The organism is Bradyrhizobium sp. KB893862 SZCCT0404 (assembly GCF_018130885.1).
Taxonomy (GTDB): domain Bacteria; phylum Pseudomonadota; class Alphaproteobacteria; order Rhizobiales; family Xanthobacteraceae; genus Bradyrhizobium; species Bradyrhizobium stylosanthis.
Window position 1 is genome coordinate 418,933 of record NZ_JAFCLT010000007.1, and the last position, 14,189, is coordinate 433,121.

General features: G+C 65.5%; 13 protein-coding genes. All 13 read right to left on the reverse strand.

Features of this window, described 5'->3' with window-relative positions; all coding sequences use genetic code 11:
- Positions 1 to 39: 39 nt before the first annotated feature.
- The 13 genes from JQ617_RS27425 to JQ617_RS27485 all read right to left on the reverse strand — a co-directional run bounded on the left by JQ617_RS27425 (position 40) and on the right by JQ617_RS27485 (position 14,176).
- Positions 40 to 1,242, reverse strand: a complete 1,203-nt coding sequence (locus JQ617_RS27425; protein WP_212029023.1) for a hypothetical protein — start codon at positions 1,240 to 1,242, stop codon at positions 40 to 42.
- 6 nt (positions 1,243 to 1,248) lie between these two features.
- Complete coding sequence (locus JQ617_RS27430; RefSeq protein WP_212029024.1) at positions 1,249 to 1,626, reverse strand: hypothetical protein; 378 nt, start codon at positions 1,624 to 1,626, stop codon at positions 1,249 to 1,251.
- A gap of 260 nt (positions 1,627 to 1,886) precedes the next feature.
- Positions 1,887 to 2,042 (reverse strand): hypothetical protein, encoded by a 156-nt coding sequence (locus tag JQ617_RS27435; RefSeq protein WP_212029025.1) that lies wholly within the window; start codon positions 2,040 to 2,042, stop codon positions 1,887 to 1,889.
- Positions 2,043 to 2,240: 198 nt separating this feature from the next.
- Positions 2,241 to 2,504, reverse strand: a complete 264-nt coding sequence (locus tag JQ617_RS27440; protein ID WP_212029026.1) for a hypothetical protein — start codon at positions 2,502 to 2,504, stop codon at positions 2,241 to 2,243.
- A gap of 262 nt (positions 2,505 to 2,766) precedes the next feature.
- On the reverse strand, positions 2,767 to 3,984 hold the full coding sequence (locus JQ617_RS27445; protein ID WP_212029027.1) for an acyl-CoA dehydrogenase family protein: 1,218 nt from the start codon (positions 3,982 to 3,984) through the stop codon (positions 2,767 to 2,769).
- A gap of 283 nt (positions 3,985 to 4,267) precedes the next feature.
- Positions 4,268 to 5,479, reverse strand: a complete 1,212-nt coding sequence (locus JQ617_RS27450; protein WP_212029028.1) for an ABC transporter substrate-binding protein — start codon at positions 5,477 to 5,479, stop codon at positions 4,268 to 4,270.
- A 119-nt stretch (positions 5,480 to 5,598) separates the two neighbouring features.
- Positions 5,599 to 6,174: an HdeD family acid-resistance protein gene (locus JQ617_RS27455; RefSeq protein ID WP_212029029.1), complete on the reverse strand. Its 576-nt coding sequence runs from the start codon at positions 6,172 to 6,174 to the stop codon at positions 5,599 to 5,601.
- Positions 6,175 to 6,302: 128 nt separating this feature from the next.
- Positions 6,303 to 7,826 carry an FAD-dependent oxidoreductase gene (locus JQ617_RS27460; protein WP_212029030.1) on the reverse strand — a complete coding sequence of 508 codons (1,524 nt, stop codon included), beginning with the start codon at positions 7,824 to 7,826 and terminating at the stop codon, positions 6,303 to 6,305.
- 31 nt (positions 7,827 to 7,857) lie between these two features.
- Positions 7,858 to 8,484, reverse strand: coding sequence for a GTP cyclohydrolase I FolE (gene folE, locus JQ617_RS27465; RefSeq protein WP_212029031.1), 627 nt, complete (start codon positions 8,482 to 8,484; stop codon positions 7,858 to 7,860).
- Positions 8,485 to 8,623: 139 nt separating this feature from the next.
- Positions 8,624 to 9,517, reverse strand: coding sequence for an alpha/beta fold hydrolase (locus JQ617_RS27470; RefSeq protein WP_212029032.1), 894 nt, complete (start codon positions 9,515 to 9,517; stop codon positions 8,624 to 8,626).
- A 116-nt stretch (positions 9,518 to 9,633) separates the two neighbouring features.
- Positions 9,634 to 10,461: a metal-dependent phosphohydrolase gene (locus JQ617_RS27475; protein ID WP_212029033.1), complete on the reverse strand. Its 828-nt coding sequence runs from the start codon at positions 10,459 to 10,461 to the stop codon at positions 9,634 to 9,636.
- 326 nt (positions 10,462 to 10,787) lie between these two features.
- The gene (locus tag JQ617_RS27480) at positions 10,788 to 11,666 is read right to left on the reverse strand and encodes a transglutaminase family protein (RefSeq protein ID WP_212029034.1); all 879 of its coding nucleotides are present in this window, start codon (positions 11,664 to 11,666) and stop codon (positions 10,788 to 10,790) included.
- Positions 11,663 to 14,176, reverse strand: a complete 2,514-nt coding sequence (locus tag JQ617_RS27485) for a circularly permuted type 2 ATP-grasp protein (protein WP_212029035.1) — start codon at positions 14,174 to 14,176, stop codon at positions 11,663 to 11,665. Before JQ617_RS27485 ends, JQ617_RS27480 begins: the two co-directional genes overlap by 4 nt.
- Positions 14,177 to 14,189 lie beyond the last annotated feature (13 nt).

Genomic DNA, 14,189 nt, shown 5'->3' on the forward strand with positions numbered 1-14,189 from the left:
GAGAGCGACAGGCGGCCAGTCATACCGGCGGAACGTCACTCATGAAGCACGGCATGTCTCGAGAATGCGATCGAGCTGCTTCAGTCGTCTTGCAAAGGCCACGAAGCTCCAGATCAATCCGGCACTTGCCAAAGCGATGTAAAGCCCGATCTGCCACGGGATCAGTTGCAAATCGACCGCTCCGATGATGACACCGAGCACGACACTGACGACAATGCGCAGGGCAAGCATCACGAGCTCCATCTGGAGCGTGCCGCACCAAAGATAGAAATCGCACGGACGAAGACGGAACAGCCCGGCATCGACGGCCATCAGGCGGCGCGCATCATTCCTTGCGGTATTGTCGATATCGGGGAGATATTTGTCGTTGAGCGGCGCGGGATCGAAGAGTTTCTTGACCCGCGGATTCGATCTGCTGACCGGACTCCGGGGCTCGCTGAGATGGGAGATCACCATCATGGCGGTGAACGCGTAATGATCGGCTTCGATCTCCGCTTCCAGCCGCGTTCCCTGCTGCCTGAAACTGCGCAGCCAGGGATCGGCAAAGGCGACCAGCATGGTTTTGGCAAAACTGGCCAGGGGGAAGAACAGGCTGAGGATTGCGAGCGTGGCAGGCATCTCGGCTCCCTGGAAGCGGGCCAATCTGCTTTTGATGTCCCGATACTCGCTCTGTACCGACGCGAGCCAGGTGCCATGCTCTTCGGGACGTATGTTGTAGAAGATATGCGCGGTCGCATTCTTGAGATTTCGCGGGCCGATATGACCCATTTCATGCAGCAGGGCGAACAGCCGCCCCGGATTTATCTCTTCCGGCTCGAACGGAACGAGAATGAACGAGTTCAGTGGCCAATACTGAATCGTGGAGAAGCCGTTGTGACCGGGCACGCGCAGGATGCGATAGCTCCCCCGCACAAAAATCCCGGCTCGCTCCACCGGCACGGGCGCGTGCCAGCCCAGGGGCTCCAAATAGTCCTCCGGCGAGAACTCCTTCACCGCGCCTCGCCGCTCGATCAACTCTCCGAGCTTCCCAAGATTGCGCGCGATTCGAAATCGATTGAAGCTCGCAATGCTGGCCGCGGTGAAGAAAAGCGAGATCAGGGAAACACCGAGAGCCGTCGCGAGATCACAGTGAAGGAGCGACGGCAGGAGTATGATGAGAATGGCGCAGTCGGCGACAACGCGAAGAAACGTGATACCGAACGACCGGGCGGGATAGGCGTAGCCGACTTTCCCGACGATCATGTTCAATCATCCGCCGTCTTTTTCCGACATCCGCCCGGCAACGAGCTCGGCCGCCTGCCGCAACTTGTCGCGGGACTCGAACTGGCCGTACTTCTCGACATATGAATCGACGATCTCGTCGGCGGTTGGCGCCGCTTTCTTCTCACCTTTACCGAAGTCGTAGAGGATCTTCGCGACCGTGAAGAGATTGGCGATGATCGGGGCCCACTCATGGACGAGCTTGAACAGCTCGGTCAGGTCATAGGACGCACTGAACTCATCCTTGTCGTATTCGACTTGCTGACCTCCGACGAGAACCTTCATGGTCTTGTTGTCGATCTGGTCACTATCGGGAATGAATTCCCGGATGACGGCTAGAATGTCATCTTGAAGCGCGTCGGTCATTTTCAATTGCTCCCACCGTTCGCTACAAAATCAGCCGGTGATTTCAGGCGGCTCGACCGCTGTTGAAGTCGGCGTTCAGTAATCGTGAAGAGCGCGCTGATCCAACGACCAGCACCGATGCATCGTACGTCCGAATTGACGACGGATTTGTGTTTTCTTTTAGGTTGAATACCAAATACATGCATTCATTGCGTGCACATATTTCGGGCGGGTATCATGCGAAGTTGAACAGGCCTTGGCCCGCGCGCACCGATACGTCGTCAGAACAGCATGGAAGCGATAGCGATCAGGCCGATCGCGGTCAGCGCCCAGGTCAGCGAATGTAACGCCCACGGTTGCATCGTTGCACCCCGTTCGGATTTCCTGCCCAGGTCAGGAAACGCGCGCGGCGCGGCACGCGGCTTGAGATAGATCAATGGCTGAGGATGAGCACGGAGACCGCGGCCACGGTGAACGCACCGGCCGCAATGGCAACCACACGCAGAACCAGCTCGCTGCTCATGCCCGACATTAACCCATGTTAAGGCCGGGAGCCTGTGCAGTTTGTGCCAAAACGGCAATTGGGACATTTACGGGGATCGCGTGCCCTCATAGGGAGCCAGGGAGCCCTTCGCCTATTTCGGCAGGCATTCCACGTTGTAGGCGATGATGATCTGGCTGGGGTCGGCCTTGCCGAGGCTCTTCAGATCCTCCAGCCCGCTCTTCAGCCTTGCGCCCGCCTGGCTCAGGCTCGCCTCGAGCGTCGACTTGGCCGTCTTGCAACGTTCTTCGCTGGAGAATTCCTGAAACACGACGGTCGGCCCCAGCCGCCATTCCGCCTTGTCGTTCGTCGCGGCGGGACTGACCGAATAGGAGAAGACGTACATCAAGACCCACATTGCGGGCTCCGCGTGATGCGACGGAATGGCACAAGCCGCATCGCGCCACCACGCTGCGCCTCCTCGTTGATCCAGATCAACGAACGAGCACCAGGGTGGCGCCCGCGTGCTTCATGCTGCGGGCAACGAAAAGCCCCGGCGCGCGGGCCGAGGCTTGCGATGCAGCCCGCGTACATCCGGCGGACCGATCGTCGAGCTGAAAGCTAGCAACGGACTTTGAACGGATGATGACGAGGGTTTGGCAATTCCGCCCCAGGCGCCCCTACCCTGCCATCACCCCGCCACGCTTGATCAGCTCCTTGCCGACCGCAGCGAGGTGCACCTGGTCGGGGCCGTCGCCGATGCGGATAAAGCGGGCGTAGACGTAGGCGCGCGCCAGGAACGTGTCCTGCGAGACGCCGGCGGCGCCGTGGATCTGGATGGCACGGTCGATGACGCGCGCGGCCATGCTGGGGACCACGATCTTGGCGGCGGCGATCAGATCGCGCGCGGCCTTGTTGCCTTCGCGGTCCATCTTGTCGGCAGCCTGCAGCGTCAGGAGTCGCGCCTGCGCGATCTCGCAGAAGGAGCTGGCAATGTCCTCGCGCACCGAGCCCTGCTCGGCGAGCGGTTTGCCGAAAGCGACGCGGGAGACCGAGCGCCGGCACATCAATTCCAGCGCGCGCTGGGCGCAGCCGATCAGCCGCATGCAATGATGGATGCGGCCGGGACCGAGCCGGCCCTGCGCGATCTCGAAGCCGCGCCCTTCGCCGAGCAGGATGTTCTCGGCGGGCACACGGACATTCTCGTAGACGATCTCGGGATGGCCGACCGGGGCGTCGTCATAGCCATAGGTGAGCATGTCGCGGACGATGCGCACGCCGGGCGTGTTCTTGGGCACGAGGATCATCGATTGCTGGCGATGGCGGTCAGGATCATCGGGGGCGGTCTTGCCCATCACGATCAGGATCTCGCAATCCTCGTTCATCGCGCCGGAGGTGAACCATTTGCGGCCGTTGATGACGTAGTCGCCGCCGTCGCGCCTGATCTCGCACTGGATATTGGTGGCATCGCTGGAGGCGACCTGCGGCTCGGTCATCGAGAAGCCGGAGCGGATGCGTCCCTCCAGCAGCGGCGTCAGCCAGCGCTCCTGCTGCGCCTTGGCGCCGTAGTTGGCGAGCACCTCCATGTTGCCGACATCGGGCGCCGAGCAGTTGAAGACCTCCGGCGCCCAGAGGATGCGGCCCATGATCTCCTTCACCGGCGCATATTCGAGATTGGTGAGACCCGGACCGTGCTCGCCCGACAGGAACAGGTTCCACAGGCCCTGCTCCCGCGCCAACCGCTTCAGATCCTGGAGCACTGCGGGCGTCCTGTAACGCGCGGCCTCCGGCTTCACCTGCTCGTAATAGAGCTCCTCGACCGGCTCGACATGCGCCTGCATGAACCGGCGAACGCGCTCCTGCAGCTCCAGCGAACGGGCGGAGTGTTGAAAGTCCATGGTGGTCTCCTGTTCGCCCTAGTTGAGGTCGTCATGCCCGGGCTTGTCCCGGGCATCCACGTTCTTCTGTGCCGGGAGCAAGACGTGGATGGCCGGGACAAGCCCGGCCATGACGTCGTAGATGCATCGCGCCTCACGTCTCACGTCAGTCTCGTCGTCTCGTAAGGTAGGCAAAGCGAAGCGCGCCCACGCATTTTTTCGACCGAGAGAGGTGGTGGGCACGGCGCAAGTGCGCCTTTGCCCACCCTACGATATCGAACTCGTGGGACAGGCGCCCCGCCCCTCACGTCCCCCGCAGCAGCTCGCTGGCCACGATCCAGTCGTTGCCGTCGAACTGGAGCATGTAGCCGTCCTTGATCGGGCGGAAATCCTGCGGCGTGGTGTTGAGGGTGATGCCGGGCATCAAGAGCGACAGCGGCACGTTCTTCAGGTTCGCCGCCTGCGCCATGATGTTCTCACGCGTGAGATTGTCCTTGCATTGCTTCAGCAGCACCACCAGCGCCTCGGCGACGGTGTAGCCATAGAGGCCGGCGACGTTGTTGATGTCGGCATTCGGCAGGCGCTTCTTCATGAAGTCGATATAGGCCGTCATCGCCGGGTCGTCCTTGGGCTGCTCGACGAACGGCTTGAGCGAGCCGAGCGAGAGCACGCCCTTGCCGGCGTCGAGGCCGGCCGGCACCATCACGGTCGCCTTGTTGGCGCAACCCGAGGCGAGGAAGCGCGTCGGCTGCCAGCCGACCTCGTGCGCCTTGCGGATCGCCTGCGCGCAGGCGCGCGGCGTCACCGAATAGATCATGAAGACGTCGGCCTTGGTGTTGGCGAGCGTCAGCACCTGGGAGTCGACGGTGGGATCGGCCACCTCGAAGCTCGAGGCCATCGCGATCGCCTTGTCGGCATCGGTGCCCAGCGCCTCCTTGACGCCGCGTAAGTATTCCTTGCCGGCATCGTCGTTCTGGTAGAGCACCGCAAAGCGCGCATTCGGGTTTTTGGCGCGGGCATAGGCGACGTCGATCGCGGCCTCGCTGGTGTAGTTCGGCGCCCAGGGCAGCGCCATCGACCAGGGCATGTTGGCGGGATCGTTCCACTTCGAGGCCGAGCTGATCAGGAAGATCTGCGGCACCTTGTTGCTGTTGAGGTACTTTGCGATCGCCGAGCTCGGCGCTGTGCCCATGGTGGCGAAGATGAAGGCGACGCCGTCGCCCTCGACGAGGCGTCGGGCGGCTTCCATGGTCTTGGGCGGCGAGAAGGCATCGTCGAGCGAGATCAGGTTGAGCTTGCGGCCGTTCACGCCGCCTTTCTCGTTGATCTCGTCGAAATAAGCGGAGATCACCCTGCCGGTGATGCTGAGCGGCGAGGCCGGCCCGCTATAGGGCATGGTATTGCCGATCTTGATCTCGGTGTCGCTGACGCCGGGACCATAGGATTTTTGTGCGGAGGCAGGCGTGGACAGGCAGGCGGCAGCCAAAGCTGCGGCCAGGGCCAAAGCGGCTCTCATGGTGTCTCCCCGATGATCATCGCCGCGCGACAAAGCGAACGCGCAGCGTGCTGCTTTTTGTCAGCGCGTCAGCTCACCGGAGTTCCACAAGATGGTCTTGCGTCGAGTTGCTGATGGCCCTAGTGCCGCGCCTTCAGGCCAAGGCCGACGCTGATCCACCCTGCACCCGCCATGATCAGGTCGATGCCGAGGAACAGGCCGAGGATGTAGACGCTGTTCACCGGCCAGCGCGCCAGGATCAGCAGCCCGAGCAGCAGCGTGATCACGGCCGACAGCGCGACCCAGACCCAAGGGCTCTCCCGCTTCATGCTGAAGGCGAGAAACAGCCTGACGGCACCGGAGGCCAGCAGCGATGCGCCGAGGAACAGCGTCAGCAGAGCTGCCGCGAACAGCGGATTCTCGAAGGTCAGGAAGCCGGCAACGATGTAGAGCACGCCGAGCAGGGCCCAGATCAGGAATTTGCCCCAGCTCTTCATCTGGAAGGCGCCGACCACCTCGGTGACGCCGGCGACGATCATCATGACGCCGACCACGAGGACGCTCGCCACGGTCGCCATCACCATGCTGCCGAGGGCGATGAAACCGGTAATGAGGTAGACCACACCGAGTGCGACGATCCAGCCCCATTTGGCGTGCAGCGCCGTGATGCCGGAGCCGAGGCTGGGCTGATGAGACGTATCCGAGGCAGTTGACATGGCGGCCACTCCTGCAAGCGACGCCCGCGGGCACACGCCAGAATAGCACGCGCCTTTCCGGGACGACAGCCAGCAGAGCAGCCCTCAGCGGCAGCAACATTGACACAAATCAAGATCGAATGCGGGCATCAGCCGCGCGACCGCTCCATCTCCAGTTCGGCCCTAAGGTTGTCCAGGTCGCGATAAATTGAAGCGACCGCCAGCACGCGCCCGCCCTTGCGGTACTTCAGCAGGCAGTCCTTGCCGGAAATGCGGCCGTCGATCGCGACCTCGTCGAAGCTCTCGGCATGACCGACATAGTTGATCGGGACGTCGTAATGCTGGGACCAGAAGAACGGCACGGCGTCGAAGCGCTCGCGCTTGCCGAGCATGTTGCGGGCGGCGGTCTGGCCCTGCCGCTCCGCTACCACCCAGTGCTCGACGCGGATGGTCTGCCGCGAATGTGGATTCGGCCAGCGCGCGATGTCGCCGGCCGCGAAGATGCCGGCGACGCTGGTCTCCAGATATTCGCTGACGCTGACGCCGCGATCGGCGGCAAGCCCGGCATGCTCGGCCAGCGCGAGACGCGGCTTGACGCCGATGCCGACCACGACGAGGTCGGCCTCGATGACGGCGCCGCTCTTCAGCGTGGCGCGGTTGCCGTCGAGCTTCTCGACCGTGTCCTTGAGGTGGAAGTTGACGCCGTTCTCTTCATGCAGCGCGCGCACGAAGTCGCCCATGTCGGGGCCGAGCACCTTCTGCATCGGCCGCTCCTCGGGCGCGACCACATGCACCTCGATCTTGCGCGCCCGCAGGGACGCCGCAACTTCGAGGCCGATGAAGCTGGCGCCGATCACCAGCGCGCGCTTCGCGCTGCCGGCGGCCTTGATGATGGCGCGGCTGTCGGCGACGGAGCGCAAGGTGTGGACATGCGGCTGGTCCGCGCCCGGAATCTGCAACCGGACCGGCTCGGCGCCGGTCGCAAGCAGCAGCCGGTCGAACGGCAGCTTGTCGCCATTGCCCAGCGTAACGCTGCGCGTCTTCGCATCGATGGCGGAGACATCGGTATTGAGCCTGAGATCGATGCCGGCATCCTGATAATAGTCCTCGTCCCGCAACGGCAGCCAGTCCTCCGGCGCGTTCCCGGCGAGGTAGTCCTTGGAGAGGTTGGGACGATCGACCGGCATCGCGCCGTCATTGCTCAGCATGGTGATGGCGCCGGCAAAGCCCTCGCGCCGGAGCGTCTCGGCCGCGGCGAAGCCGGCCGCGCCGCCGCCGACGATGACGAATTTTTCCGGAGCCGGCGCGCTGCGATGGGCAGACGACGGCCGGGGCACCTCGCGCTTGCGCTGAACGAGGATCCTGTCGCCGTCGCGCGCGACGTCCCACACCGCCAGCGCGCTCAGCGCCGGCGGCCGGGCGGCTTCGCCCGTGCGCAAGGAGAAGCAGGCGTGGTGCCAGGGACAGCGGATGGTGTCGTCGACCACGAGGCCCTCCGCGAGCGGGCCGTGGTAGTGGCTACACGCCGGCTCGATCGCAAAGACCTCGCCGCCGGCCTGCACCAGCAGGACATCCTCGTCGCCGACATGGCCGAGCAGCTTGCCCTCTTTGAACTCGGCAAGCGTTACGCCTTTGGCCAGATCGGGTCCGCTCGGCTTCTTGTCCTCGGTCATGGTTGTCTCCTTGCCGTCGTCTCCTTGCGGATCAATCGTCCGAATTGGCCAGCCCGAGCAGCTCCTGGCGGGTCAATGCATTGTCGCGGAATACGCCAAGCATGCGGCTGGTGACGAGATCGGTTCCCGGCTTGTGCGCGCCGCGGGTGGTCATGCAGTGATGCGTCGCCTTGATGATGACGCCGACGCCTTCGGGCCTCAGCACGTCGTTGATGGTGTTGGCGATCTGCGCGGTCATCTTCTCCTGGATCTGGAGGCGCTTGGCATAGATGTCGACGAGGCGTGCAAGCTTGGAGATGCCGACCACGCGTCCTTGCGGGATATAGGCGACCCAGGCGCGGCCGACGATCGGTGCCATGTGATGCTCGCAATGGCTCTCGAAGCGCACGCCGCGCAGCACGATCATCTCGTCGTAGCCTTCGATCTCCTCGAACGTCTTCTGCAGGATCTCGGTCGGGTCCTGCGCATAGCCCGAGAAGTACTCCTCGAAGGCACGCGCGACGCGGTCCGGTGTCTCGCGCAGGCCGTCGCGCGCGGGATCGTCGCCGGCCCAGCGGATCATGGTCCGGATCGCCTGCTCGACCTCGGCCCGGTCCGGCCGTTCGGTCGGCGCCTGTGCGACCGCAACACGTTCCAGCCTGCGCGCTTGTGACGTCATCCAAAACCTCCCCTGCAACGAGCCGCATGATGCGGCCCCACAGCTTGGACGGCTGCAATCGGAAAAGGTTCCCGGGGGGATCACGAAATTTGGAAGGGCGCCCGCTCTGCGGGCGCCTCAAGATGAGGCGGTAGACTGCCTATGACGCAGCCGCCTTCCGCACGTCCAGCACGGCCTGCGCCCATTCCGCCGGGCGCTCCTGCGGCAAATTATGGCCGGCGCCCGCGAAGACGCGGCGCTCGAAGAACCCTTCGAACTTGTGCGCGTGATGGGCGGTGCCGGGATTGACGCCGTCGCTGTCGCCGTCGATCGCGATGGTCGGCACGCGGATGGCCGGCTGCGCGGCGAGCTTTGCCTCGATTCCGGCATAGGCGGGATCGCCTTCGACCAGCGCGTAACGGTGGCGATAGGAGTGGATGACGACGTCGACGAAGTCGGGGTTGTCGAACGACGCCGCGCTGGCCTCGAACGTCGCGTCGTCGAACGCCCATGTCGGCGACCACATCGACCAGAGCTGGCGCGTGAAGCCGCGCCGGTTGCGCTCCAATGCGCGGCGGCCGCGCTCGTTGTGGAAGAGATATTGATACCAGAGCGCGGCCTCCTCCGGCGGCGAGGCCGGCTCCATGCAGCGGGCGATGTTCTGGATGTTGTAGGAATTGCCGGAGACGAGGCCGGCCACGCGCTCGGGATACAGCGCCGCGACCACGCAGGCCGCGCGGCCGCCCCAATCGTAGCCGCCGACGATCGCCCGTTCGATGCGAAGCGCATCCATGAAGGCGAGGAGATCGGCACCGAGCGCCGCCTGCTCTCCGGAGCGCAGCGTTGCAGCCGAGCGGAAGCGCGTCGGCCCGTAGCCGCGCAGCCAGGGCACCAAGACCCGCGCGCCGGCCTGCGCCAGCAACGGCGCGGCCTCGGCATAGGCGTTCACGTCATAGGGAAAGCCATGCCCCATGATGCAGGGCCAGCCATCGGCGGCGCCGTAATCGAGATAGGCGATGTCGAGGATATCCGTGGTGACGGTTTTTTGTTGCATGATTTGCTCACGGAGCTCGGCGGCCGTAGCCCGGATGGAGCGTAGCGTAATCCGGGATCCGCGGATGCAGGCGTTCCCGGATGTCGCTGCGCTCCATCCGGGCTACAAGGCACGCCCTACTTCTGCGGCCCCGACAGCGTGATGTCGCGTTCGGCGCGGAACACATTGCTGTAGAGATTGGCGATCCACTGCCGGCCGATCTCGGTCTTGTTGAGATAGCTGATCTCGGTCTGGATGTGCGGTGCGACGCTGTTCCAATAGAATTGTGGATAGCGGTTCACGATGTCGGCGGGCGAGTCGTAGCCGAGCTGCCGGTTCATGCCGACTTCCTCGAACTCGTAATAGAGCGCGTTGGCCTTGCGCAGATAGTTGGGATCGCCGAGCTGGCCGATGAAATCGGCAGCGCGCAGGATCGAGGATTCGGCGTCGTACTCCTGGGCCTGCTGGGCGGGAAACCGCGTCCCCTCGATGGCGCGGGCGATGCGCTCCGGATCGAGCCCGGGAATATGCCGCAGTCGCCGCATCACGTACAATTTCGAGCGGTCGACGTGATACATCATCAGGCTCGCGTCCGACGCGCCCCTTTGAAGGGAGACCTTGGTCCCGGCCTCGTCGACCAGGAAACCGTCCTCGTCGTCCTCCTCGAACAGGCCGCGCACATAGCCGATGTCGTGAGCAAGGCAGGCGATCAGGACATGAACGTAGTCCTCCGCCTCCAGATGGGTGTGGAGATATCGGCCGCTGAGAATGGAATGGCCCGCCAGGGTCACCAGCATCGTGTGCTCGATGTTGTGATAGAGTGCATCGCTGTTGCCGATGCATTCCATCGTGGTGCGGGTGGCGCTCTCGATGATGTTGGCCGGGGACTCGCCGAACCTGCGACGCATGAACGAGCCCAGCACCTTCTCCAGGGATTCAGCCGCCAGTCTCGGTAACGTCATCATGGATGCAGCCCCGTTTGTCGGTGGTGTCCCACGCCAGCTCCCGACGTCCCATTGTTGCCCTCGACGCGAGCGGCAGCATAGCCCATCTTGGCCCGGGGGACCAAATCCCGGACCCCAAATACGTAAATTATGTTTGCTCTTGTGCCCTGCGACATCGCGGTTGCAGTCGCGGCGCGACACACCGGGGCCGACGTGCCAAGGGCGCCGGCCCAACGACGGACATCAAATTCGCTTTATCGGACATGAAGGACAGGTCGGCGCAATGGACCGCGGCCTGGCGCACGCACCTGCATCCGCTTCGCAATCGGGACGGAGGAGGCGCGCAATCACTCGACCAGCACCACGTCGACGGCGACGCCGAGCTTCTGCTTCGGCGAGCCGACGATGATGCCATCGACCGGCGAGACGTCGGAGAAATCGCGGGCGAGCGCGAGCACGATGTGGTCGTTCGCAACCAGGAGATCGTTGGTCGGATCGAGATCGACCCAGCCGAGCTCCGCCCCGCACCACAGCGAGACCCAGGCATGGGTGGCGTCGGCGCCCTGCAAGCGCGGCTGGCCCGGCGGCGGAATGGTACGCAGATATCCGCTGACATAGGCCGCCGGCAGGCCGAGCCCGCGCAGGCCCGCGATCATCACATGGGCGAAGTCCTGGCAGACGCCATGACGCTTGTCGAACACCTCGTTCAGCGGCGTCGAGATCACGGTCGCCTTGGGATCGTAGCGAAACTCCGTGCGAATGCGATGCATGAGATCGACCGCGCCCTTTAGGATGCCCGCGCCCGGCGGAAAGCTCTCCGCCGCATAGGCGCTGACCGGGCGCAACACCGGCACCAGGGGGCTCGCAAAGACATAGCCGACCGGCGAGGACGGCCCGAGGCTGGTCGCCTCGAAGGCGAGGTCGCGAATGCTTTCCCAGGGCGGACTGGCCGCATCGCGCGGCGGCGGCTTGCGCGCGACGGAGACGCGGGAGCGCGAGTCGATGCGCAGGTTGCGATGCGCGGCTTCGATCACGACGCTCTCGGTCAGCGTGCCGAAGAAGTCGCGGCGGACGTTGCGCTCGGAGGGGCGCGGACGGATCTCGACCCGGTGCGAGATCAGCTCCTGGCCGTCGCCGCTTCGTGGCTCCAGCCGCAGCGTGCAGCGGGCGAAGCTGACCGGCGTTTCGTATTCGTAGGTGGTGACGTGACGGATGTCGTAGATCACGCCAGCCCCGTCAGCTTTTCCGGCCGGCTGGCATTGGGACCGTGCGGGAAATAGTGCAGCCCGATCGCCTCGGCGAGGCTGAGTAGATCCTGCTCCAGCGCGAACAGCGTCTTGACCTCGAGCTTCCCGGCCTCGGCCGTAGCCAGCATCGCCTGCACCGCCACCGCTAGCCGTTGCGGCTTTTCGATCAGCCCGTGCTCCTTCAGGCTCGGCAGTGCCGCAATGTGCTCGTTCAGCGTCGCCACCTGGAAGGCCACCGAGCGCGGATTGTAGCCGTCGAGCACGGCGAGATCGCGCACCGGCGCCAGGATCGGCGCCAGCAGATAGCGCGAGCGATAGGTGATCTGGGAATCCACCAGCGTCAGCAGGATGTCGAGATCCTCGTCGCCGGCCTCGTCATATGCAAATTGACGTGCAAAGCGCGTGGTGTTGATGGCGCGCTCGGTGCGGCGGCCGATGTCGAGGAAGCGCCAGCCGGCGGCGCGGTTCATGTTCTCCTGGGCAAGGCCGGCGAAGCTCGCCAGCTCCTGCAGGGTCAGCTCGGCCGCGCTGACCACGCTGTCGTCGTCCTCCACCTCGTAGGCGAGGCGCTCGGCCATCTCGGTGATGACCTGCCAGGCGTCGGGCGACAGCCGCTCGCGCAGGGAGGTCGCGGTGCGCTGCGCCGCGCGGACCAGCGAGAGCGCCGAACCGAACCGCTCCGGGCTCTGCAGCGCTTCGGCGACGATGCGCCCCTGCGCCGTACGCGAGGTCTGCGAGATCGCGCCCCAGGCCACCAGCATGCGCTGGATGCGTTCGGACGATTGCAGCGAGGCCGCGGTGCCCTTGTTCGGCCCGCTGGGCGAGCCCAGCGCGCGCACGAGGCGCAACGTCGCCTCGGCGCGTTCGAGATAGCGGCCGAGCCAGAACAGATTGTCGGCGGCGCGGCTCGGCAGCACGCCGGCGATGCGGCGGATGCGGACCTTGTCGGTCGCCGGCAGCAGCGTCGCCGTCGAGACCTGCTTCTCCGAGACGACCCAGACGTCCGCGGCGCGGGCACCGTCGCCCATCGACACCGCGCGGGCGTCCGGCTGCTCGGCGATCCGGCAGAAGCCGCCGGGCATGATGGCCCAGCCGTCCGGCGTTGCGGCCGCGAACACGCGCAGCACGAAGGGACGCGGCGTGAGCTGGCCGTGTTCCCACACCGGCATGGTCGAGAGCCGCACCACCTCCTGGCCGACATAATCCATGCCGCGCGCGCCGATGGCGTCGACGAGGCGCTGGCGTCCGGCGGCGTCGAGCTCGCTCGCGAGCACCGGGCCGCTGCGCTCGAAGCCCGGCACGCCGCGGCGATAGGCGCCTTCGATCGCGACCTCGTCGAGCCGCGACAGCACCTCGTCGCGCGCGTTGCGCTGGCCGCACCACCAGGTCGCGATATGCGGCATCTTCAGCTCCTCGCCGAGCAGGCGGCGGCTCAGCGCCGGCAGGAAGCCGAGCAGCGCCCTCGCCTCCAGCACACCCGAGCCCGGCATGTTGGCGACGACGACGCCGTCCTTGCGCAGCACGTCGATCAGGCCGGGCACACCGAGATGCGAGGAGGCATCGAGCTCGAGCGGATCGAGCGAGTTGGAATCGACGCGGCGCAAGAGCACGTCGAGCCGCTTCAGGCCGGCGACGGTGCGGATGTGGACGCGGTTGTCGCTGACGGCGAGATCGTCGCCCTCGACCAGGAGGAAGCCGAGATAGCGCGCCAGCGTCGCATGCTCGAAATAGGTCTCGCTGAAGCTGCCGGGCGTGAGCACGCCGATGCGCGGCTCGTCGCGATCGGCGCGCGCGCGCAGTGAGTCACGGAACGCCTCGAAGAACGGGGCGACGCGCGGCACGTTCATCGACTTGTAGAGATCGGAGAAGGCGCGCGACAGCACCAGGCGATTTTCGAGCGCATAGCCCGCGCCCGACGGAGCCTGGGTGCGATCGCCGAGCACCCACCAGCGGCCGTCGGGGCCGCGGCCGACATCGGCGGCATAGATTGACAGGTAACGCCCGCCCGGCGGCGGCACGCCGAAGACGGGACGGAGATATTCGGGGCTGCCGGCGATCGCGGCCGCGGGCAGCGCGCCCTCGGCGACCAGCCGGCCTTCGCCATAGATGTCGCGCAGCACGAGCTCGAGCAGCTCGGCGCGCTGGGTGATGCCGGCGGAGAGCTGCTTCCAGTCGGCCTCGTCGATCAGCAGCGGCAGATGGCTGAGCGACCAGGGCCGGTCGGCGCTGTCGCCCGGCGCGCGGTAGGTGACGCCGGCCTCGCGCAGATGGCGGTCGGCCATGCCGAAGCGCCGCTCGATCTCGTCGGGCGCGAGCGCGCCGAAGGCATCGAGGAACCGGCTCCAGACCGCGCGCGGGGCGCCGTCGGGGCCGAGGAATTCGTCGGGGATGCCGGGCAGGCGGCTATAGTCGCGGACCCATTGCGCGAGCCGGCTCCGGGCGGCTGCGCTGCCCGGCTGGTCGTTCTCTTCGGCTGCGCCCTCGGCCATGCGCCTTTCCCTC

What these genes read in the sequence shown, in the direction of transcription:
- JQ617_RS27425 (WP_212029023.1), bottom strand. Translation starts at nt 1,242, where the DNA reads ATGATCGTCGGGAAAGTCGGCTACGCCTATCCCGCCCGGTCGTTCGGT.
- JQ617_RS27430 (WP_212029024.1), bottom strand. Translation starts at nt 1,626, where the DNA reads ATGACCGACGCGCTTCAAGATGACATTCTAGCCGTCATCCGGGAATTC.
- JQ617_RS27440 (WP_212029026.1), bottom strand. Translation starts at nt 2,504, where the DNA reads ATGTGGGTCTTGATGTACGTCTTCTCCTATTCGGTCAGTCCCGCCGCG.
- JQ617_RS27445 (WP_212029027.1), bottom strand. Translation starts at nt 3,984, where the DNA reads ATGGACTTTCAACACTCCGCCCGTTCGCTGGAGCTGCAGGAGCGCGTT.
- JQ617_RS27450 (WP_212029028.1), bottom strand. Translation starts at nt 5,479, where the DNA reads ATGAGAGCCGCTTTGGCCCTGGCCGCAGCTTTGGCTGCCGCCTGCCTG.
- JQ617_RS27455 (WP_212029029.1), bottom strand. Translation starts at nt 6,174, where the DNA reads ATGTCAACTGCCTCGGATACGTCTCATCAGCCCAGCCTCGGCTCCGGC.
- JQ617_RS27460 (WP_212029030.1), bottom strand. Translation starts at nt 7,826, where the DNA reads ATGACCGAGGACAAGAAGCCGAGCGGACCCGATCTGGCCAAAGGCGTA.
- folE (WP_212029031.1), bottom strand. Translation starts at nt 8,484, where the DNA reads ATGACGTCACAAGCGCGCAGGCTGGAACGTGTTGCGGTCGCACAGGCG.
- JQ617_RS27470 (WP_212029032.1), bottom strand. Translation starts at nt 9,517, where the DNA reads ATGCAACAAAAAACCGTCACCACGGATATCCTCGACATCGCCTATCTC.
- JQ617_RS27475 (WP_212029033.1), bottom strand. Translation starts at nt 10,461, where the DNA reads ATGATGACGTTACCGAGACTGGCGGCTGAATCCCTGGAGAAGGTGCTG.
- JQ617_RS27485 (WP_212029035.1), bottom strand. Translation starts at nt 14,176, where the DNA reads ATGGCCGAGGGCGCAGCCGAAGAGAACGACCAGCCGGGCAGCGCAGCC.